Below are 19,555 nucleotides of genomic sequence, written 5' to 3'. Positions count from 1 at the left end.
GGCGGCCGTCAGCCGCCCGCGGGCTCCACTTCCAGGAAACGGCGTCCGCGCGGGCCCCGGTAGAGCAGGGCCTCCCAGCCGAGCCGGGCGAGGACCGGCACGCAGGCGCCCAGCGCCTCCGCCTCCGACCGTGCGGCGCCCCCGCCCGACGGCCCCAGCCACTCCACGACGACCGCCCCCGGCCGGTCCGCCGCCCGGACCCGGTAGCCGGTGCCCGTCCGCTCCCCCGAGGCGTCCACCGACGAGGGCGCGATGCCGCCGGACTCCAGGGCCAGGGCCACCGCGCGGACCGGCCGCCGCCGCTCCCAGTCGGCGGGCGCCGCCTTCGGGCCGACGCCCCCGGAACCGGTCAGCCGTCTGATCTGGAGCAGCCCTTCGAGGGCCACCCGCACCTCCCGCGAACGCCGTTCGGCATCGGCGGGGGCCACCGGCGGGTCGTCCCCGGTGGCCGCCTCGAACCCCCCACCGGCTCCGGGAGCGGCGGTCACAGCAGCCGCCGGATGTCACCGCGCACGCGGTAGAAGCCGCCCGCCGCCGCGTGCAGGGAGTCCACCACGTACCGCGCGCCGGGCTCCCTGATCGCGCGCGGGAACTGCACGTTCCACCCGGAGTCGTAGCCCTGCGAGACGACCCGCACCCGGGTCCTGCCCGCCTCGCTGAAGCACTCCACGACCACCGATCCGGCCGGGGCGTCACTGACGGCGGTCACGGCGGTGACGGTCGTGGCGGGCTCGTAGACGGGGAGCGCGGCGGCCAGTTTGACGTCCCGGGCGACCGGGACCGTACCGCCCTTGGCCGCTTCGATCGCCGCCTCGCTCGCGTCCACGCACACCAGCGAGCCGTCCGTGGTCACCAGGTAGAGGCGCTCGTCGCGGTACTGCATGGACAGTGCCGAACCGCCGCCGGTGCCCAGCTTCCACAGGCGTGTGCCGTCCTCCGCGAAGCAGTAGACGGAGGAGGCCGCGTCGGCGGCGAACACGAACCGCCCGCCGGGCGAGGTGGCACAGGAGTACACCGGGCCGTCACAGGAGTACACCGCCTCGACGCGCCCGTCCTTCTTCGCGAGCCGCTGGACCTTCCGGCGCGCGGTGCCCGCGTAGACCGAGGTGTCTTCCTGCCAGCCGAAGAGGACCCCGCCGTCGGTGGCCGTGTGCCACAGCTCGCCGCCGCCGTCCGGCGCGTGCGCGGCGACGCCCCGCGTGTCCCCGTAGTACACGGCGCCACCGTCGGCGCGGACCATCCAGGCGTGCTCGCCCTGCCCGCCGCGCGCCCACTGGTGCTCGTCCTCGTGGTCGATGACGGTGAGCCGTCCCGAACGGTCGGCCACGTGCAGGACGCCCTCGTGGATGTCGAGCCAGAAGATGTCGACGTCGGTGGCGATGTCGTACGCGGCGAAGGGCAGCTTGGACGACAGGTCGTAGACCTTGCCGTCGTCACAGCCCGCGTAGATCCAGAAGTCGTCCGCGACCAGGCACTTGACGCCGTCCGGGAGGCTGAAGCGGGCCTGCACCTCGCCGGAGCGGTCGAGCGTGAAGACGTCCCCCGCCTGGTTGCCCACCCAGCAGCGCTCCTCGTCGACATGGATGCCGAAGGCGGCCGAACCGGTCCGGAAGCGCCAGAGGACGGGGGCGACGGCCCGTGCGGTGGACGGCGCGGAGGTGACCTCGCGGCGCGTCACGGCACGCGCCGCCCGCTGTCCCCTGACCGCGGGGGCGTATCCCTTGCGGACCTTCTCCCCTATCTTCTTCGCGGCCGCCGCCTGGGCCTTGGCCGCCGTGGGGAACGTGGAGAGCTGGGTCTGTCCGTCCGCGCCGATCCGGCCGTAACGGACCGACACCGTGAGGTCCTCGACGGTCACTTCGTAGAACTTGTGGGCACCGCCGCCGTCCTGCGACAGCTCCAGATAGGTCGTCGTCGTCATGGTGAGAACGGTAGGGGCACCCACTGACAACAGCCCCCAGTGAAGTCATGGCCAAGGGACCAAAGGCCCGGCGATTCGGGACCTTCGGCGCGGCAATCCGGACATTCAACCCTGTGACGATGGTGCTTGAAGATCATCCGACGTGCCGTCACCTCCCGTGCGGCCGGAAGGGCCTCATGAGCGAGCCACTGAAGCGGCCCCTGCCGGTCCGCGCGCGCAGACACGCGGACGGCATACCGATGAACGACCTCTTCCGGTCGGACTCCGTCCCCGTCCGGCCCGCCTCCGCCCGGCCGGACGCCGACGACACGACCGCGGGGACCAGGGCGGCACAGCGCCCGGAGGTCCGGAGCACGACCCCCACCGGCAGGACACCGGTCGGCGGGACTCCGGTCGGCAGGGCTCCGGTGGGCAGGACTCCGGCCGGAACGGTGCCCGCCCCGGGAAGGGCGACCACGAGACCGTCCACCACCGGGGCTCCCGGCGTCACCGCGCCCCTCCCCCGTCGTCCGCCGCCGGGCGACCCCGACCTCGTCGAACGCCCCGGTCCCGCCCTGCCCGGCTGGGTGGCGGTCCTCACCGGTCTGACCGCGCTGACGGCCGCCGCCGCCGCGCTGTGGCGGGCCCGCCCGCTTCCCCACGTCCAACTGCCGCTCTGGCAGTGGGCGGCCCTCGCGGCCTGCGCCGTCGTCGCCGTCGTCTCCTTCGGCGGCCTCACCCGGGGCCGTACCGGATCCGCCTGGGTGCTCTCGCTGTTCGGCCGCTACCGGGGCAGTGTGCGCCGCACCGGCCTCACCTGGATCAGCCCCTTCGTCCTGCGCCGCCGCGTCGACGTCCGGCTGCGGCACTGGCGCAGCGAACCGATCGCCGTGGTCGACGCCGAGGGCTCGGCCCTGCGCGTGGTCGTCCTGGTCGTCTGGACCGTGCGGGACACCGCCCGCGCGCTGCTCGCCGTGGACGACCACCTCGACTATCTGCGCGAGCAGGTGGAGGCGGCGACCGCGCGGGTCCTCTCCCAGCTGCCCGCCGACGCCTTCCGGGGCGAGACGCCGACCCTGCGGGACGCCGAGGCGGTCGGCGACGCGCTGACCCGGATGCTCGCGGCCGAGTGCCGCCCGGTCGGCATCGCCGTCTTCTCCGCGCAGCCGACCCGGATCGAGTACGCCCCCGAGGTCGCCGCCGCCATGCGACGGCGGCAGATCGCCGCCCTGGACGCCAAGCACCGGGACTCGGTGCTCACCGGGGTCATCGACGCCGTGGACGACACGGTGACGCGGCTGACCACTCGGGGGCTCGTGGAACTCGACGACTTCGAACGCCAGGCCCTGGTCAAGGACCTGACCGTGGCCTTCTACACCCGCGGTGGCGGCCGGACCGACCCCGACCAGGAGGGATGAGGATCGTGGACACTCCCGCGTTCACCGAGGAGACGCTCCAGGACTGCGGCTGCGCGGGCTGCGCGTCCGCACGCCGCGCGACGGCGGACGGACGGGCGGCACCGGCCCTGCACGGGGTCCGCCGCGCCGTCGTCGTGACCGTGGGCGCGGTCGCGCTCGCCGGTGCGGGCACCGGCACGGCCGCCGCCGAACCCGCTCCGGCGCACGCCGGATGGGACGGTTCGAAGTACTGGTTCCGCAACGAGTCCGGCGCATGGCGCTGGACCAGCCACGCCGAGGTGTACGAGCGGAGGAGCGGCGCCTTCGCGACGGCCGCCCCGGGCGGGCGGAGGACCGGCGAACCGGTGTTCCGGGGGCGGCAGGGCTGGGACGCCGTGGACCGCGTCTACTGGTACCAGTCGCGGGGCCACTGGTACTGGACGGGTCACGCCTGGAAGTACGAGCAGCGGACGGGTCTCCCGGGTGGCATCGCGGGGCCGTCGCCGAAGCCCTCGAAGCCCGCCAAGCCGAAGCCGCCGAAGGCCCCGACGCCGCCCTCTTCCTCCCGTGGCTGGACGACGCCGGTCTCCTCGTACGTCTTCACCGGCCAGTACGGGCAGCGCGGCTCCTGGTCGAAGGGCTACCACACGGGGCAGGACTTCGCGGTGCCGTCGGGCACCACGGTCCGCTCGGTCGGCCCCGGCAGGGTGGTCACCGCCGGGTACGGGCGTTCGTACGGCTACGAGGTGGTCGTCCGTCATCCGGACGGCCGCTACAGCCAGTACGCCCATCTGTCCCGTATCGACGTGTCCCCCGGCCAGAGCGTGTCCGGTGGCCAGCGGATCGCGCTCTCCGGCGCGACCGGCCGGGTGACCGGCCCCCATCTGCACTTCGAGGTGCGCACCTCGCCGTCCTTCGGCTCGGACGTCAACCCGCTGGCCTATCTGCGCGGGCACGGCGTGCGGGTGTAGGCGGGTCCGCCGCCCTTACGGGGACCCTTCCCGTACGGGGACCCTTCCCTTACGGGGACCCTTCCCGTACGGGGACCCTTCCCGTACGGGTCCGCCGCCCGGTCGGGCTCCCGGTCAGGTGCCCGAGGGCTTCGCGTGGGCCAGCGGGTCGGCCAGGACGTCGTGGAGGACGAGGGAGGCCGCGCCCCGTGAGGCGTCGGTGGCGGGTGAGGCGGGGCGCAGACGGCCGGACTCCGGGGTCCAGAGGCCGGAGACGACACGGGAGGACAGTTCCTCCGTCAGGGCCGGTACGAGCCATGGCATCAACTGCGGGTAGCTGCCGCCGAGGACGACCGCCTCCGGGTCGAGCAGGTTGACCGCGCCCGACAGGGCCCGCCCGAGCATCCGGCCCGCGTCGGCGAGCGCGGTCAGGGTCCGGTCGTCCCCGGCGCGGGCGCGGTCCGTCAGGTCCTGGACGCCGTGCGCGCCTGCCGCCGCGAGGAGCGCCGCCTGTCCGGCGTACTGCTCCAGGCAGCCGCGCGCGCCGCAGCGGCAGCGGGGGCCGGCCGCGTCCACGGCGAGATGGCCGATCTCGCCCGCGAAGCCGTGGGCGCCGCGCAGGAGTTCACCGTGGACGACGATCGCCCCGCCGACGCCGATCTCGCCCGTGAGGTGCAGGAAGGTGCGGAGGGCGCCGGGTCCGCCGGACCACAGCTCGGCGAGGGCGGCCATGTTGGCCTCGTTGTCGGAGGTCAGCGCGAGACCCTCGGCGGCCGGGCGCAGCGCGGTGAGGGCCTCGCCGAAGAGGCGTTCGGCGGGGACGTCGTACCAGCCGAGGTTGGGGGCCTGGCGGACGGTGCCGCCGGACACGAGTCCCGGGAGGGCGAGTCCGGCGCCCGCCGGGATGAGGTGGCGTTCGGCGGCCGTGTCGAGTGCCTCGGCGGCGAGCCGGGCGGCGCGGGTGAGGACCTCGGGGGCGTCGGCGGCGCGGTTGTCGAGGCGCGCGGTGCGGCGGACGCGGTCGGTGCCGGTCAGGTCGAGGACGCGGACGGTGACGTAGTCGACGCTGATCTCGACGCCCAGTCCTGCGGGCCCGGTGTCGGCCGGTTTGAGGACGGTGCCCGGCCGTCCGGCCTGCCCGCTGAACGTCTTGCCCGATTCCACGAGCAGTCCGAGGTCGAGGAGTTGCTCGACGAGGGAGGAGACGGCGGGCCGGGTGAGGCCGACCCGGGCGGCGACGGCCGCGCGCGTGGTCTCGCCCGCGTCATGGACGGTCCGCAGGACGAGGCTCAGGTTGTGCCTGCGCACTCCCGACTTGTCGGCCTTGGGTTCCGTGGGCTGATTCATGGTGAGCGAGAGCCTAGTCGCCCCTTTCGCTCACTTGGAACGCCGGGGACGGGGGGCGGGAGACGCCGGGAAAGAGGCTGCGCGGGGCGGGGGTACGGCCGATCCGGCGGCGGCAAGGTGGGCGGCGGGACGGGGAGGAAAAGGGGGTGCGGCGGGGACGGAGACGGGACTCGGCGGCGGGCGGTGCTGAGGCGCTGCTCCGGTCGGGCCGAGGACCGGGCGGGCTGAGGACCCCGGCCGGGACCGGGCCCGAACGTGACGGGCCGAGGCCGCGCCGGTGCGAAGGCGGCCCGGTCCGGGGGTAGACCGGTCCGGTCCGGGGGGAGGCAGGCCGGTCCGAGAGCAGACCGGTCCGAGGGCAGGCCGGTCATCTCGTCTCCCCACCCGCCAGCAGGGTCGGCGCGGCGGCCGAGAGGACGCCCTCGACGCGGTTCCAGGTCGCCTCGTCCCTGGGAACCGGGGGGAGTTCCCGGCCCGAGCCCGTGCCCCAGTCGCGCGCCAGCGCCACCGGATCGGCGCCGGTCGCCGCGCCCGCCGCCAGGGCCGCCGCGCCGAGGGCGACGAGTTCGTCGGCGGCGGGGACGAGCAGCGGGCGGCCGGAGAGGCGGCGCACGGTCTCGGTCCAGGCCCGTCCGCGCGCGCCGCCCCCGACCAGACGCAGCGGCCTGTCCCGTACGGCGGGATCGGCCGGATCGAGGCCACAGGCGGCGAGGAGCCCGTCGAGGGCGCGCAGCACGGTGAAGGCGGCGCCCTCGTACGCGGCACCGAGCACCGCCCGGGGGTCCGTGGTGTGCCGGAGGCCGGTGACGAGTCCTGCGGCGTGGGGCAGGTCGGGGGTGCGTTCGCCGTCGAGGTACGGCAGGACGACGACCCCGCTGTCGGCGCCGGGCAGGACCTCCTCCCGGTCGAGGCCGAGGAGGGCGGCGAACCGGTCGACGGCCAGGGTGCAGTTGAGGGTGCAGCCGAGCGGGAGGTACGTGCCGTCGGTGGCGGCGAATCCGGCGAGCGCGGGATCGGCCGGGCGGACGCGGGTCGCGGCGAAGACCGTGCCCGAGGTGCCGAGGCTGACGACCGGGTGGTCCAGAAGTCCGCCCGCACCGAGGCCGAGGCCGACGGCGGCGGCCATGTTGTCGCCGGTACCGGCGGCGACGGCGACGGTGGCGGGCAGTCCCAGGGCCTCGGCGGCGGCCGGGGTGAGGGTGCCGACCCGGGTGGCCCCGCCGGGGACGACGGCGGGCAGCAGGGCCGGATCGAGGCCGATCAGGTCGAGGACCTCGGGGTCGTAACGGCCCTCGCCGGTCCGGTACCAGCAGGTTCCCGACGCGTCTCCGGGATCGGTCACGGCATGGCCGGTGAGGCGTTCGGTGAGGAAGTCGTGCGGGAGGCGGACGGCGGTGGCCGCGGCCGCGTGGTGGGGTTCGTGCGCGCGCAGCCACTGCCACTTGGCGGCGGTCATGGAGGCGGCGGGGACCGATCCGGTGCGTTCCGACCAGGCTGCGGGCCCGCCGAGCAGGGCGGCGAGCGCGGCGCCCTGCGGGGCCGAACGGGTGTCGTTCCACAGGAGCGCGGGGCGCAGGGGGCGCCCGCCGGGGCCGAGGGCGACGAGTCCGTGCTGCTGTCCCGCGACGGCGATGCCGATGACGGAGGCCGCCGGGACTCCCGCCGCGCGGACGACGGTACGGACGGCGGTGCCGAGGGCCGTCCACCACTGCTCGGGGTCGCTCTCGCGCGCGCCGGAGGTACCGGTGACGGTGTGCGGGGCGCGGCCGAGGGCGAGGAGTTCGCCCGTGTCGGCGTCCACGGCGGCGGCCTTGGTGGACTGCGTGGAGCTGTCCACCCCGATCACGACGGGGCGGGCACCGGACCGGGCGCGTCTGGTGGACGGCCCGGTGGACGGCCTGGTGGATGGCCTGGTGGATTCGACGGATCGGGCGGTAGGCATGTCGGCGCGCGCCTCTGGCACGCGGGAAGGGTCCGTGGGCGCGCAAGCGTGGCCGATGGGCGTGTCGGAGCGGTCGGCGGGCACGTCCTCACCTCTTCTCGTCTCCGGGATCCGGGGCTCCGGGCTTCGGGGCTCCGGGCTTCGGGGCTCCGGGCTCCGGGGCTCACCGGGGGCTGGCGCCGTGGGGCGCCGTGGCGTATGACTGGGCGAGATTAGTTATCCCAGAAAACAAATGACTGCGCCAGCAGGAGGACCCGCCGTGTCCGAGTGTTTCCGCCCCACCCCCGAGGACCGTTTCACCTTCGGCCTGTGGACCGTCGGCTGGCAGGGCCGCGACCCCTTCGGCGACGCCACCCGCCCCGCCCTCGACCCGGTCGAGACGGTCGAACGGCTCGCCGCCCTCGGCGCGTACGGCGTCACCTTCCACGACGACGACCTGATTCCCTTCGGCGCGTCGGACCGTGAGCGCGACACGGCCGTCGGGCGGTTCCGCGCGGCCCTCGACCGCACCGGTCTCGCGGTGCCGATGGCGACCACGAACCTCTTCACCCACCCCGTCTTCAAGGACGGCGCCTTCACCGCCAACGACCGGGACGTGCGCCGCTTCGCCCTCCGCAAGACCCTGCGGAACATCGACCTCGCCGCCGAGCTCGGCGCACGTGTCTACGTGGCCTGGGGCGGGCGCGAGGGTGCCGAGTCCGGCGCGGCGAAGGACGTGCGGACCGCCCTGGACCGGATGAAGGAGGCCTTCGACCTGCTGGGCCAGTACGTCACCGAGCAGGGCTACGACCTACGGTTCGCGATCGAGCCGAAGCCGAACGAGCCGCGCGGCGACATCCTGCTGCCGACCGTGGGGCACGCGCTGGCGTTCATCGAGCGACTGGAGCGTCCGGAACTGGTCGGGGTCAACCCGGAGACGGGCCATGAGCAGATGGCGGGGCTCAACTTCCCGCACGGCATCGCGCAGGCGCTGTGGGCGGGCAAGCTCTTCCACATCGATCTGAACGGCCAGTCGGGCATCAAGTACGACCAGGACCTGCGCTTCGGGGCGGGCGATCTGCGCCAGGCGTTCTGGCTGGTGGACCTGCTGGAGACGGCCGGGTACGAGGGGCCGCGCCACTTCGACTTCAAGCCGGTGCGGACCGACGGCGCCGACGGGGTCTGGGAGGCCGCGAAGAACTGCATGCGGACCTATCTGATCCTCAGGGAGCGTGCGGCGGCCTTCCGCGCGGACCCGGACGTCGGCCGTGCGCTGGCCGCCTCCCGGCTGCCGGAGCTGGCCGTGCCCACCGCGCCCGACGGTCTCGCCGGGCTGCTCGCCGACCCCTCCGCGTACGAGACCTTCGACCCGGACGCCGCGGCGGAGCGCTCCATGGCGTTCGAGCACCTCGACCAACTGGCCCTGGAGCACCTGCTCGGCGTCCGCTGAGCCCGGTGCGGCGGGCCCGGCACGGCGCGACCCGGTGCGGGCGCCCGGCCCTGCCAGACTACGCACCGCGCGCCGAACACAGCGCCCGGCCGGTCCCGCGAGACCCCCGTCCCCGTCCCCGTCCCCGTCCCCGTCCCCGTCCCCGTCCCCGAGGAATCGTGATGCGTGTCGCCCTCTTCGTCACCTGTGTCAACGACGCCGTGTTCCCCGCGACGGGGGTGGCCACCGTACGGCTCCTCGAACGCCTCGGCGTCGAGGTCGACTTCCCCGCCGCGCAGACCTGCTGCGGGCAGCCGCAGTTCAACACCGGCTACCGCGCGGAGACCGGACCGCTGGTGCGCCGCACGGTCCGGGCGTTCGAGGGGTACGCGTACGTGGTCACCCCCTCGGGTTCCTGCGCGGCGATGGTCCGCCACCACTACCCCTCGTTCGGCGCGCGGGCGGCGGAGCTGGCCCCGCGCGTCCTGGAGCTGACCGAGTTCCTGGTGGACGTGCTGGGCGTGACCGATGTGGGCGCGTACTTCCCGCACCGGGTGATGTACCACCCGTCCTGTCACGGGCTGCGGCTCCTCGGACTCGGCGACCGGCCCCGGCGGCTCCTCTCGGCGGTCGAGGGCATGGAGCTGGTGGAGCTGCCGGGCGCGGAGGAGTGCTGCGGCTTCGGCGGTACGTTCGCCGTGAAGAATCCCGACGTGTCGGCCGCGATGGGCGCCGACAAGATCGCCCACGCACTCTCGACCGGCGCCGAGGTGCTGTGCGGCGCGGACAACTCCTGTCTGCTGCACGTGGGCGGGATGCTGGACCGGCAGGGGTCCCCGCTGCGCACGGTGCACCTGGCGGACGTCCTGGCGAGCACCGAAGAGGAGCCCTGGCGATGACCGAGCGGAGAACACCCGGCACCTTCGTGGGCATGCCCGCGTTTCCGGACGCGGCACGGGTCGCGGTCGGGAACGCGACGCTGCGCGCGAACCTGCGGCACGCGACCCACACGATCCGTGACAAACGGGCGCGGGCGGTGGCCGAGCTCGACGACTGGACCGAACTCCGCGCGGCGGGGAAGGTCATCAAGGACCGGACGCTCCGTCATCTCGACGCCTATCTCGTCCAGTTGGAGGCGTCGGTGACGGCGGCGGGCGGAACCGTGCACTGGGCGACGGACGCCGCCGAGGCCAACCGGATCGTCACCGGACTCGTCCGGGCCACCGGCGAGACCGAGGTCGTCAAGGTCAAGTCCATGGCCACCCAGGAGATCGGGCTCAATGAGCATCTGGAGGCCGAGGGGATCGCCGCCTACGAGACGGACCTCGCGGAGCTGATCGTGCAGCTCGGCGACGACCGGCCCTCGCACATCCTGGTACCGGCGATCCACCGCAACCGGGGCGAGATCCGGGACATCTTCCGTGACCGCATGGGCCGTTGGGGCCGTCCGGCACCCCAGGAGCTCGGGGACGACCCGGCCGAACTCGCGGAGGCCGCCCGGCTGCACCTGCGGGAGAAGTTCCTGCGGGCGAAGGTGGGCGTCTCGGGCGCCAACTTCATGGTGGCCGAGACGGGCACCCTCGTCGTCGTCGAGTCCGAGGGCAACGGCCGTATGTGCCTGACGCTTCCGGAAACCCTGATCTCCGTCGTCGGCATCGAGAAGGTCGTGCCGACCTGGCGGGATCTGGAAGTCTTCCTCCAGACCCTGCCGCGCTCCTCGACGGCAGAACGGATGAACCCGTACACGAGCACCTGGACCGGCACGACCGACGCCGACGGACCCTCCGCCTTCCATCTGGTGCTGCTCGACAACGGCCGCACCGACGTCCTCGCCGACGAGGTGGGACGGCAGGCGCTGCGCTGCATCCGCTGCTCGGCCTGCCTGAACGTCTGTCCGGTGTACGAGCGGGCCGGCGGCCACGCGTACGGCTCGGTCTACCCCGGGCCCATCGGCGCGATCCTCACCCCCCAACTCCGGGGCACCACCAGCGAGATCGACGCCTCCCTGCCGTACGCCTCCACGCTCTGCGGGGCCTGTTACGAGGTGTGCCCGGTCGCCATCGACATCCCCGAGGTCCTGGTGCACCTGCGCACCCGGGTCGCCGGGCGGGGCGGGAAGGGACACCGGCTCGAACGGGCCGCGATCCGCGTCTCGTCCTGGGTGCTGGACCACCCGGCCGTCCTCGCCACCGGCGAACGGCTCGCCTCCGCCACCCGCGCGCTGCACCCGGAGCGGCTTCCCGGACCGGGCGCCCGCCAGTGGTCCGCGCACCGGAATCTGCCCGAGCTGCCCGCCGAACCGTTCCGCGACTGGTGGAAGAGGAACCGCACATGACCGACTCCCGCGCCCGTGTCCTCGCCCGGATCAGGGCCGCCGTAGCCGACGCGCCCGAAGCCCCGGACGTCCCCCGGACCTATCGCGTCCGCCACGGCACGGAGAGCCCCGACGCGCTCCTCGGCCTCCTCCACGAGAACCTCACCGAGTACCGCGCCCATGTCCACCGCACCGCACCCGACGGCCTCGCCGGGCTCATCGCCCGGCTCCTGACGGACCACGGGGTCCGTACGGTCGCCGTACCGCCGGGACTGCCCGAGGAGTGGCTCGCCAGGACCGATGCCGAGCGGCTGACCGACACGCCCCGGCTCACCCCGTACGAGCTGGACGGCACCGACGCCGTGGTGACCGGCTGTGCCCTCGCGATCGCCGAGACCGGCACGATCGTCCTGGACGGCGGCCCCGGGCAGGGCCGCCGTGCCCTCACCCTCGTACCCGACCTGCACCTCTGTGTCGTCCGGGCGCCGGACCAGGTCGTGGCCTCCGTCCCCGAGGCGCTCCCCCGGCTCGCCCCGGAACGGCCACTGACCTGGATCTCGGGCCCGTCCGCGACGAGCGACATCGAACTCGACCGGGTGGAGGGCGTCCACGGGCCCCGCACCCTGGAGGTCGTCCTGGTGACGCCGGAAGCCTGAGACCGGGCCACCGGGTGGCCGGGTGGCCGGGTCGCCGGGTCCCCAGGGGCAGGGTGGCCGGGCCGCCCCGGCGACGGCCGGAGCCCGGGGCACAAAGATTGCCGCCGCCCGGGAATCCGCCGGGCCCGGGCCCGGCCGGGCGCCGCCACCGGGCCCCCGCGCCGGGGCTCCCGATGGCGGACTCCGAGCCGTAATTCCTGTCGGCGGGCTCAGGCGGGGTTCTTCCGGATGCTCGCCAGGGCCACCGGCAGCGCGACCGCGACCAGCGCCGCACCGGTCCAGAAGGGCCCGAGGACCCCCGCCGGGGTACCGAGGGCCGCCGCCGCGAGGAGCGGACCGGCCGTGGCGCCCACGTTGAGGGCGGCGGTGGCGTAGGCCCCCGCCATGGTGGGGGCGCCCTCCGCCTCGTACAGCGCGCGGGCGATCAGGGTGCCGCCGAGCGCGAACGACAGGGTGCCCTGCGCCAGGACGAGGACGAGCAGGACGACCGGGTGCCCCGCGCCGAGGGCAAGGGCGGGCCATCCCGCGAGCAGCAGCGGGCCGCCGACGGCAAGGACCCTGCCGGGGCTGTGGTCGGCGAACCGCCCGGCGACCGTGACGCCCGCGAAGGACCCGGCCCCGAACAGGACCAGGGCGACCGGGACCCACCGCTCGGTGAGCCCGGCGGGGCCGGTGACCACGGGGGCGAGGAAGGTGAAAGCACCGAACGTGGCCGCGTTCACCAGGGCCCCGGCCAGCAGGACCCGGAGCAGCCGAGGACGGCGGAGCAGGGCGAACTCGGCACGGATCATGGGCCGTTCGGCCTGCTCCGGGAGCAGGGGGCGGGCGGGTACGGCGCGGAGGACGCCGATCGCGGCGGGCAGACAGAGCACGGCGACGGCCCAGAAGGCGGCGCGCCAGCCGAGCAGGCCGCCGAGCAGCGCGCCGCCCGGGACGCCGACGACCGTAGCCACGGTCGTCCCGGAGAGGAGGACGGCGAGCGCGCGGCCCTTGCGCTCGGGCGCCACGAGCGCGGCGGCGGTGGTCAGGGCGACGGCAAGGAAGCCCGCGTTGGCGACAGCGGCAACGACCCGGGTGGCGAGCAGTACGGCGAAGCTGTCGGTGACGGCTCCGACGGCGTGGGCGGCGAGGAAGACCAGGACGAAGCAGAGCAGTCCGCTCCGCCCCGAGCGGTCGCGGGCGAGCGCGGCGGCCGGGGGCGCGCCGACGACCATGCCGACCGCGAAGGCCGAGGTCAGCGCACCGGCCGTGCCGACGCTCACGTCCAAGTCCTGGGCGATGGCGGGCAGTAGCCCGGCGAGCATGAACTCCGAGGTGCCCATGGCGAAGACGGCCAGGGCGAGCAGATACAGAGGAAGGGGCATCGAGAACGACTCCGGGGTGGGACGGCGGAATACGAGAACGACGTCTCGTCACCACCGTCGGCGCACCCACCCCCGCGCAAGCACACCCCGTCGGCCCTTACGGGCGGGGGCGGCTCACCGGCCTACCGGACCGTCCGGCAACGGACCGTCCGGATCGTCCAGGCCACCCGGAGCACCGAGGGTGCCACCGGACTCACCGGGGCTCCGGCGCGGCCGGGTTCGGGATGTCAGGGGTGCAGGGGGCCGACGGTGTGACCGAGGGCCCCCACCCTGGCTGATTCGGGGCTCGACATGCCGGGCATCGTACGTGACTTCACCGTCCGGAGCACACCGGTTCCCGGCCCCGGCCCGCCACTCCAGCACGGCGGTCCCATCGCCCACCGCCGACACCGGATCGCGTCCGCACCGGGCCCCGGGCGCCGACTCCCGGCCCGGGCAGGTCCGCCAGAGTCCGTCAGGGCCGGGGTCCGACCGGGCAGGGGTCCGTCAGGGGTCCGTCAGGTCGTCTCAGACCGTCCAAGCCCCGTCGGTCATGAGCCTGCGTCCGGTGATCTCGGGCTCCTCGTGCCAGGCCTCCACGATGGTGGGGCGGACACGGAACCAGATGTACGCGGGTCCCGAACCACGCGGATCCCAACCGGACTTGGCAGCGAAGGCATCGATCGCGGCGACGGGCGCGTCCTCTCCCCGGAAGGTCGTCACCTCGCCACCGAGGAGCACCACGTCCCGGGTGTGTCCCAGCGCCAGGCGGGCGTGTCCGCCGGTGCTGAGGTTGCGGCCCGTGGGGTTCGTGAGACGGGTGCAGAGCCAGATGTCCGTGCCGTCCCAGAGGAAGGAGAGCGGGACGAGGTACAGGAGTCCGTCCGGACTCGCCGAGGCGACCCAGATGTCGGCCTCCCCCGTCAGCCGGTCGAGAAGGTCCTTCTTGCGCTGCTCGGGTCCACGGACCGTCGGGATGTTCGTCATGCCCCCGACCTTTTGGCCCGTCACCGGGGCGGAGACGGGGAGCCTCGCCGTACGCCACGGCCAGGCGTACGGCGGTCGGGCACGACCCCGGACAGCCCGCGTCGCACGCACATGCCCACGAGAGCTCACCACCCGCCACCGCGCCGATCCCTTCCGGCGCGGCCGGAAGGGGCCTCGGAAACACCGAGTGGCGGGCGCGGCAAGCCGCGTAGGACCCGAGCGAGGATTCGAGCATGGCCAGAGCGCGGGGCGAGCGTCGTCTCGCGCACCCCTCGACGGAGCTGTGGCCCGGGTTCGCGGGAAGGACGGGAGCACGTCGGTCAGGGCGGTCGGTCGTCCGCGTGGTCGCCCTCCGGGGCGGGTGCAGGGCATCGGGGATGGTTCTCCTCGCGGCTCGTGAGGTCGGGGGAAGCGAAGAGCGGAAGGGATCCGGGGAACAAGCTCTGAACCAGTGGGAGCGCTCCCACTGTGCAGCGGGGACGCAAAGGCGTCAAGACACACGAAGAGTCGAAGGCAATCGACGGGAAATTTACCCAACCCCTCTTTTGCTTGGCATCAGTTGGCGCTACGGTCTGCCCCGACCAGTGGGAGCGAATCCGTCCGGTCGGCACACCGCCAGAGGTGTGCCCTCGCTGCGAGGACTCGCTCATGCGCCATCCACCACGCTTGTCCGCGCTGCTTTCCGGAGCAGCGCTCACCATGGCGAGCACCGCTCTCGCCCTCATGGGTACGGCCTCAGGAGCAGTGGCCGCACCCGCCTGCACCGTGGAGTACGCGGTCGTCGGCCAGTGGGCCGGCGGCTACCAGGGCTCCGTCACCGTCACCAACGACGGCCCCGCACTGAACGGTTGGAGGCTGGGCTTCGCCTTCCCCTCCGGGCAGACCGTCAGCCAGGGCTGGGGCGGCGGATGGTCCCAGTCCGGGACCGCCGTCACCGTCGTGAACGAAAGCTGGAACGCGGCGCTCGGCACGGGCGCGAGGGTCTCGACGGGCTTCCTCGCCTCCTGGTCGGGCGCCAACACGGCACCCGCCGCCTTCACGCTCAACAGCACACCGTGCACGACCACCCCGACCCCCACCCCGACTCCCACACCCACACCCACAGCTCCGACCACCCCACCCACGACCCCGCCGACCACTCCCCCGACCACACCCGTCCCGGTCTCCGGCGCGCCCGAACTCACCGTGTCCGGCAACAGGTTCACCGACCAGAACGGCGCCACCCGACGCCTCCTCGGCGTCAACCGCTCCGGCGGCGAGTTCATGTGCGTCCAAGGGCACGGCATCTGGGACGGCCCCGTGGACGACGCCTCGGTCAGGGCCATCGCCGACTGGAAGGCCAACACCGTCCGCATCCCCCTCAACGAGGAGTGCTGGCTCGGCCTGGACAACGTCAGACCCGAGTACCGGGGCGCCTCCTACATCGCCGCCGTCAAGGAGCTGGTCGGCAGGGTCCTCGCGCACGGCATGACGCCGGTGGTCGAACTGCACTGGACGTACGGCCAGTACACCGGGAACTCCTCGGGCTGCGCGGACGTCCACGCGACCTGCCAGAAGCCGATGCCGGACGCCCGGTACACCCCGGACTTCTGGACCTCGGTGGCCGACACCTTCAAGAACGACACGAGGGTGGTCTTCGACCTGTTCAACGAGCCCTATCCGGACCGGGCGACGCCCACCGCGGCACAGGCCTGGTCCTGCTGGCGCGACGGCGGAGCCTGCCCCGGCATCGGCTACGAGGTCGCGGGGATGCAGGACCTGGTGGACGCCGTCCGCGCCACGGGATCGAGGAACCTCGTCCTCGTCCCCGGTCTCGCGTACGCCAACGACCTGAGCCAGTGGCTCACGTACCGCCCCACCGACCCGGCGGGCAATCTGGCCGCCGCCTGGCACGTCTACAACTTCAACGCCTGTTCCGACGAGACGTGCTGGAACGACACCCTCGCCCCGGTGGCCGCCCAGGTCCCCCTCCTCGCGGGCGAGATCGGCGAGAACACCTGCGGACACGGATTCGTCGACCGCGTCATGAAGTGGTTCGACGACCGCGGCCTCTCCTATCTGGGCTGGACCTGGAACACCTGGAACTGCGCCTCGGGTCCCGCGCTGATCAGTTCGTACGACGGCACTCCCACCGCATTCGGCATCGGGCTGCGCGACCACCTGCGCGCCCTCACCCCCTGAAAGGACCAGATCCCGCATGAGCCGCACCAGTCGCACCGCCCTCCTGGCGGCCCTCGGCCTCGTCACGGCCACCGGCGCCACCGCCACCGTCTTCGGCACGGCGGACGCGGGCGCCGCCACCCCCGGCTGCAAGGTCGACTACCAGGTCACCAACCAGTGGAACTCCGGCTTCGGCGCCAACGTGACCGTCACCAACACCGGTGACCCGGTGGCCGCGTGGACCGTCGAGTGGTCCTACGCCGGGAACCAGCAGGTCACCCAGGGCTGGAACGCCACGATCACCCAGTCCGGCGTCGCGGTCACCGCGAAAAACGTCTCCTACAACGGGACCCTGACCACCGGAGGCTCGACGTCCTTCGGCTTCAACGCCTCGTACAGCGGCACCAACGCCGTCCCCGCGACCTTCCGGCTCAACGGGGTCGTCTGCAACGGCACCACCGAGCCGACACAGCCCCCGACCACCCCGCCCACCACGCCTCCCACGACCCCGCCCACCACCCCGCCGCCGGGCGGCAAGGCCGACAACCCGTACGCCGGGGCGAAGGTGTACGTGAACCCCGAGTGGTCCGCCAAGGCGGCGGCCGAGCCCGGCGGCAGCCGGATCGCCGGCCAGCCCACCGGCGTCTGGCTGGACCGGATCGCCGCCGTCAACGGCTCCACCACCTCCATGGGCCTGCGCGCCCACCTCGACGAGGCCCTGCGCCAGAAGGGCTCCGGCGAACTCGTCGTCCAGCTCGTCGTCTACAACCTGCCCGGCCGTGACTGCGCCGCCCTCGCCTCCAACGGCGAGTTGGGCCCCACCGAGATCGGCCGCTACAAGACCGAGTACATCGACCCCATCGCCGCGATCCTCTCCGACCCCACGTACGCGGGTCTCCGGATCGTCACCACGGTCGAGATCGACTCGCTGCCCAACCTCGTCACCAACGTCAGCGGACGCCCGACCGCCACCGCCAACTGCGATGTGATGAAGGCCAACGGCAACTACATCACCGGTGTCGGCTACGCCCTCAAGAAGCTCGGCGCGATCGGCAACGTCTACAACTACGTGGACGCGGGCCACCACGGCTGGCTCGGCTGGGACGACAACTTCGGCGCCTCGGCGGAACTGTTCCGGCAGGCGGCCACCGCCGAGGGCGCCACGCTCTCCGACGTCCACGGCTTCATCGTCAACACCGCCAACTACAGCGCCCTCAAGGAGGACCACTTCAGGATCGACGACAACGTGAACGGCGTCTCCGTGCGCCAGTCGAAGTGGGTCGACTGGAACCGGTACACGGATGAACTGTCCTACGCCCAGGCCATGCGGACCAGACTCGTCTCGCTCGGCTTCGACAGCAACCTCGGCATGCTGATCGACACCTCCCGCAACGGCTGGGGCGGCACCGCCCGTCCCACCACGGCGGGTGCCACGACCACCGTCGACACCTATGTCAACGGCGGCCGGTACGACCGGCGTATCCACCTCGGCAACTGGTGCAACCAGTCCGGCGCGGGACTCGGCGAACGGCCCCAGGCCGCGCCCGCCGCGGGCATCGACGCGTACGTCTGGGTGAAGCCCCCGGGCGAGTCCGACGGCTCCAGCAAGGAGATCCCGAACAACGAGGGAAAGGGCTTCGACCGGATGTGCGACCCGACGTACACGGGCAACGCACGTAACGGCAACAGCATGTCGGGGGCGCTGCCGGACGCCCCGATCTCGGGCCGGTGGTTCTCCGCCCAGTTCCAGGAGCTGATGAAGAACGCCCACCCGGCGCTGTAGCGCCCCACCGGAGCCCGTGGCCGACCGGCCCCCGCCCGTCCGGCCGGCCACGGGTCCCGCCCTCAGCACGACGCGCGCACGACCAGCTCCGTCGGCAGCACCCGTCGGCGGGGCTCCTCCGGCGTCCCGGCGATGTCCTGGAGGAGTATCCGGGCCATCGCGCGGCCCATCTCCTCGATGGGCTGCCGGACGCTGGTGAGCGGCGGGTCCATCAGCCGGGCGACGGGGGAGTCGTCGACACCGACCAGAGCCACGTCCTGGGGCACCCGACGCCCCGCCTCCCGCAGCACCCCCCGCGCACCCGCCGCCATCACGTCCGACGCGGCGAACACCGCGTCCAGACCAGGCCTGCGCTCAAGCAGCTCCCGCATCGCCCGCCGACCGCCCTCCTCCGTGAAGTCACCCACCGCCACCAGCCCCTCGTCGGGCGCCAGACCCGCCTCGGCGAGCCCCGCCCGGTACCCGCCGAGCCGGGCGCGGGCCACGTACATGTCGGGCGGGCCCGTGACGGTCGCGATCCGTCTCCGGCCGCGCGCCACCAGACGAGCCACGGCCGCCCGTCCGGCCCCGATGTTGTCGGAGTCCACGTACGGCACCGGTTCGGCCTCCGAGCGGCGCCCGCTCATGACGACCGGCAGCCCGAGCGCGCGGATCCGGTCGGGCAGCGGGTCGTCACCGTGGACGGAGGCGAGCAGGACGCCGTCGACGCGCTGTGAGGCGAGGTACTGCTCGAACCGCTGCCGCTCCCGCTCGTCGCGGACCAGAGTGAGCAGCAACTGCCTATCGGCATCGGCCAGTTCCGAGCCGACTCCGCGCATGAGGTCCAGGAAGTAGGGCTCCCCGAAGAGCCGGGCCTCGGTCTCCGGGACGACGAGCGCGACGGCTCCGGTGCGGCTTCCGGCGAGGACGCGGGCCGCCTGGTCGGGAACGTATCCGAGCTCGGCGACGGCCCGTTCGACGGCGACCCTGGTCCGCTCGCTCACCCGGGGGGAGCCGTTGATCACCCGGGAGACCGTGCCCCGGCCGACCCCGGCCCTGGCCGCGACCTCCTCCAGGGTGGGCCTGCCGGTCCGACGTCCGTTCACCTCTCCCGCACTCCCCTCATGGAACGACGTGCCGCTCACCCGGTGTCCGTCCGGGACGGACAACAAGGTGGGAGCGCTCCCACTCTAGTCGACGAGCCTCCACGGAGACCACGAGAGGGAGTCCGGCCGTCGCGTCGGTGTGTTCAGGAGATGACGCGGGCGTGCCCGCCGAGGGCGGCGAAACCCGCGGAAGACCGCCCGGCAACGAATCCGTGTTCATGTCTTGACACCCGCACCCGCCAGGCAGCAACCTTCCGGCAGCGATGTGGGAGCGCTCCCATCC

General features: G+C 73.5%; 15 protein-coding genes. 8 read left to right on the top strand and 7 right to left on the bottom strand.

The genetic code is table 11. The annotated features are described in order from the left end of the window. Positions 1-8: 8 nt before the first annotated feature. Both ACIRQY_RS02510 and ACIRQY_RS02505 read right to left on the bottom strand, forming a co-directional pair. A complete protein-coding gene (locus ACIRQY_RS02510; protein WP_403921869.1) occupies positions 9-488 on the bottom strand; it encodes a hypothetical protein in 480 nt (159 codons plus the stop codon). After that, entirely contained in the window at positions 485-1,921 is a 1,437-nt protein-coding gene (locus ACIRQY_RS02505; protein WP_403921867.1) for a WGR domain-containing protein, read from the bottom strand. The genes ACIRQY_RS02510 and ACIRQY_RS02505 overlap by 4 nt, the downstream gene beginning before the upstream one ends. 176 nt (positions 1,922-2,097) lie before the next feature. Here ACIRQY_RS02505 and ACIRQY_RS02500 point away from each other — a divergent pair, with 176 nt between their 5' ends. Further along, complete coding sequence (locus ACIRQY_RS02500) at positions 2,098-3,318, top strand: SPFH domain-containing protein (protein ID WP_403921865.1); 1,221 nt, start codon at positions 2,098-2,100, stop codon at positions 3,316-3,318. A gap of 5 nt (positions 3,319-3,323) precedes the next feature. After that, entirely contained in the window at positions 3,324-4,268 is a 945-nt protein-coding gene (locus tag ACIRQY_RS02495) for a M23 family metallopeptidase (protein WP_403921863.1), read from the top strand. A 114-nt stretch (positions 4,269-4,382) separates the two neighbouring features. Here the strand turns inward: ACIRQY_RS02495 and ACIRQY_RS02490 are convergent, their stop codons facing one another. Then, positions 4,383-5,594 (bottom strand): ROK family protein, encoded by a 1,212-nt coding sequence (locus ACIRQY_RS02490; protein WP_403921861.1) that lies wholly within the window; start codon positions 5,592-5,594, stop codon positions 4,383-4,385. Between the two features lie 367 nt (positions 5,595-5,961). Then, positions 5,962-7,440, bottom strand: a complete 1,479-nt coding sequence (gene xylB, locus ACIRQY_RS02485) for a xylulokinase (RefSeq protein ID WP_403922282.1) — start codon at positions 7,438-7,440, stop codon at positions 5,962-5,964. 328 nt (positions 7,441-7,768) lie between these two features. On the opposite strand from xylB, the gene xylA reads away from it, so the two are divergent. The 4 genes from xylA (at position 7,769) to ACIRQY_RS02465 (ending at position 11,914) form a co-directional block, all read left to right on the top strand. Beyond that, entirely contained in the window at positions 7,769-8,965 is a 1,197-nt protein-coding gene (gene xylA, locus ACIRQY_RS02480) for a xylose isomerase (RefSeq protein WP_403921859.1), read from the top strand. Between the two features lie 161 nt (positions 8,966-9,126). Then, positions 9,127-9,843 carry a (Fe-S)-binding protein gene (locus tag ACIRQY_RS02475; protein ID WP_403921857.1) on the top strand — a complete coding sequence of 239 codons (717 nt, stop codon included), beginning with the start codon at positions 9,127-9,129 and terminating at the stop codon, positions 9,841-9,843. Then, positions 9,840-11,279 carry a lactate utilization protein B gene (locus tag ACIRQY_RS02470; protein ID WP_403921855.1) on the top strand — a complete coding sequence of 480 codons (1,440 nt, stop codon included), beginning with the start codon at positions 9,840-9,842 and terminating at the stop codon, positions 11,277-11,279. The genes ACIRQY_RS02475 and ACIRQY_RS02470 overlap by 4 nt, the downstream gene beginning before the upstream one ends. Beyond that, positions 11,276-11,914, top strand: a complete 639-nt coding sequence (locus ACIRQY_RS02465; RefSeq protein ID WP_403921853.1) for a lactate utilization protein C — start codon at positions 11,276-11,278, stop codon at positions 11,912-11,914. Before ACIRQY_RS02470 ends, ACIRQY_RS02465 begins: the two co-directional genes overlap by 4 nt. Positions 11,915-12,123: 209 nt before the next feature. On the opposite strand, the gene ACIRQY_RS02460 is transcribed toward ACIRQY_RS02465, so the two are convergent. Both ACIRQY_RS02460 and ACIRQY_RS02455 read right to left on the bottom strand, forming a co-directional pair. Then, positions 12,124-13,278 (bottom strand): Cmx/CmrA family chloramphenicol efflux MFS transporter, encoded by a 1,155-nt coding sequence (locus tag ACIRQY_RS02460; RefSeq protein WP_403921851.1) that lies wholly within the window; start codon positions 13,276-13,278, stop codon positions 12,124-12,126. A 507-nt stretch (positions 13,279-13,785) separates the two neighbouring features. Beyond that, positions 13,786-14,244 (bottom strand): pyridoxamine 5'-phosphate oxidase, encoded by a 459-nt coding sequence (locus ACIRQY_RS02455; RefSeq protein WP_403921849.1) that lies wholly within the window; start codon positions 14,242-14,244, stop codon positions 13,786-13,788. Positions 14,245-14,943: 699 nt separating this feature from the next. Between ACIRQY_RS02455 and ACIRQY_RS02450 the strand changes: the two genes are divergently transcribed. Beyond that, positions 14,944-16,425 carry a cellulase family glycosylhydrolase gene (locus ACIRQY_RS02450; RefSeq protein ID WP_403921847.1) on the top strand — a complete coding sequence of 494 codons (1,482 nt, stop codon included), beginning with the start codon at positions 14,944-14,946 and terminating at the stop codon, positions 16,423-16,425. A 16-nt stretch (positions 16,426-16,441) separates the two neighbouring features. Then, complete coding sequence (locus ACIRQY_RS02445; protein WP_403921845.1) at positions 16,442-18,187, top strand: glycoside hydrolase family 6 protein; 1,746 nt, start codon at positions 16,442-16,444, stop codon at positions 18,185-18,187. Between the two features lie 62 nt (positions 18,188-18,249). Here the strand turns inward: ACIRQY_RS02445 and ACIRQY_RS02440 are convergent, their stop codons facing one another. Then, positions 18,250-19,272, bottom strand: coding sequence for a LacI family DNA-binding transcriptional regulator (locus ACIRQY_RS02440; protein ID WP_403921843.1), 1,023 nt, complete (start codon positions 19,270-19,272; stop codon positions 18,250-18,252). Positions 19,273-19,555 lie beyond the last annotated feature (283 nt).

It is taken from the genome of Streptomyces sp. NPDC101490 (assembly GCF_044767145.1).
Classification (GTDB): Bacteria; Actinomycetota; Actinomycetes; order Streptomycetales; family Streptomycetaceae; genus Streptomyces.
Note: the sequence above shows the minus strand (reverse complement) of the source record. Positions and strands in the feature narration are given on the sequence as shown.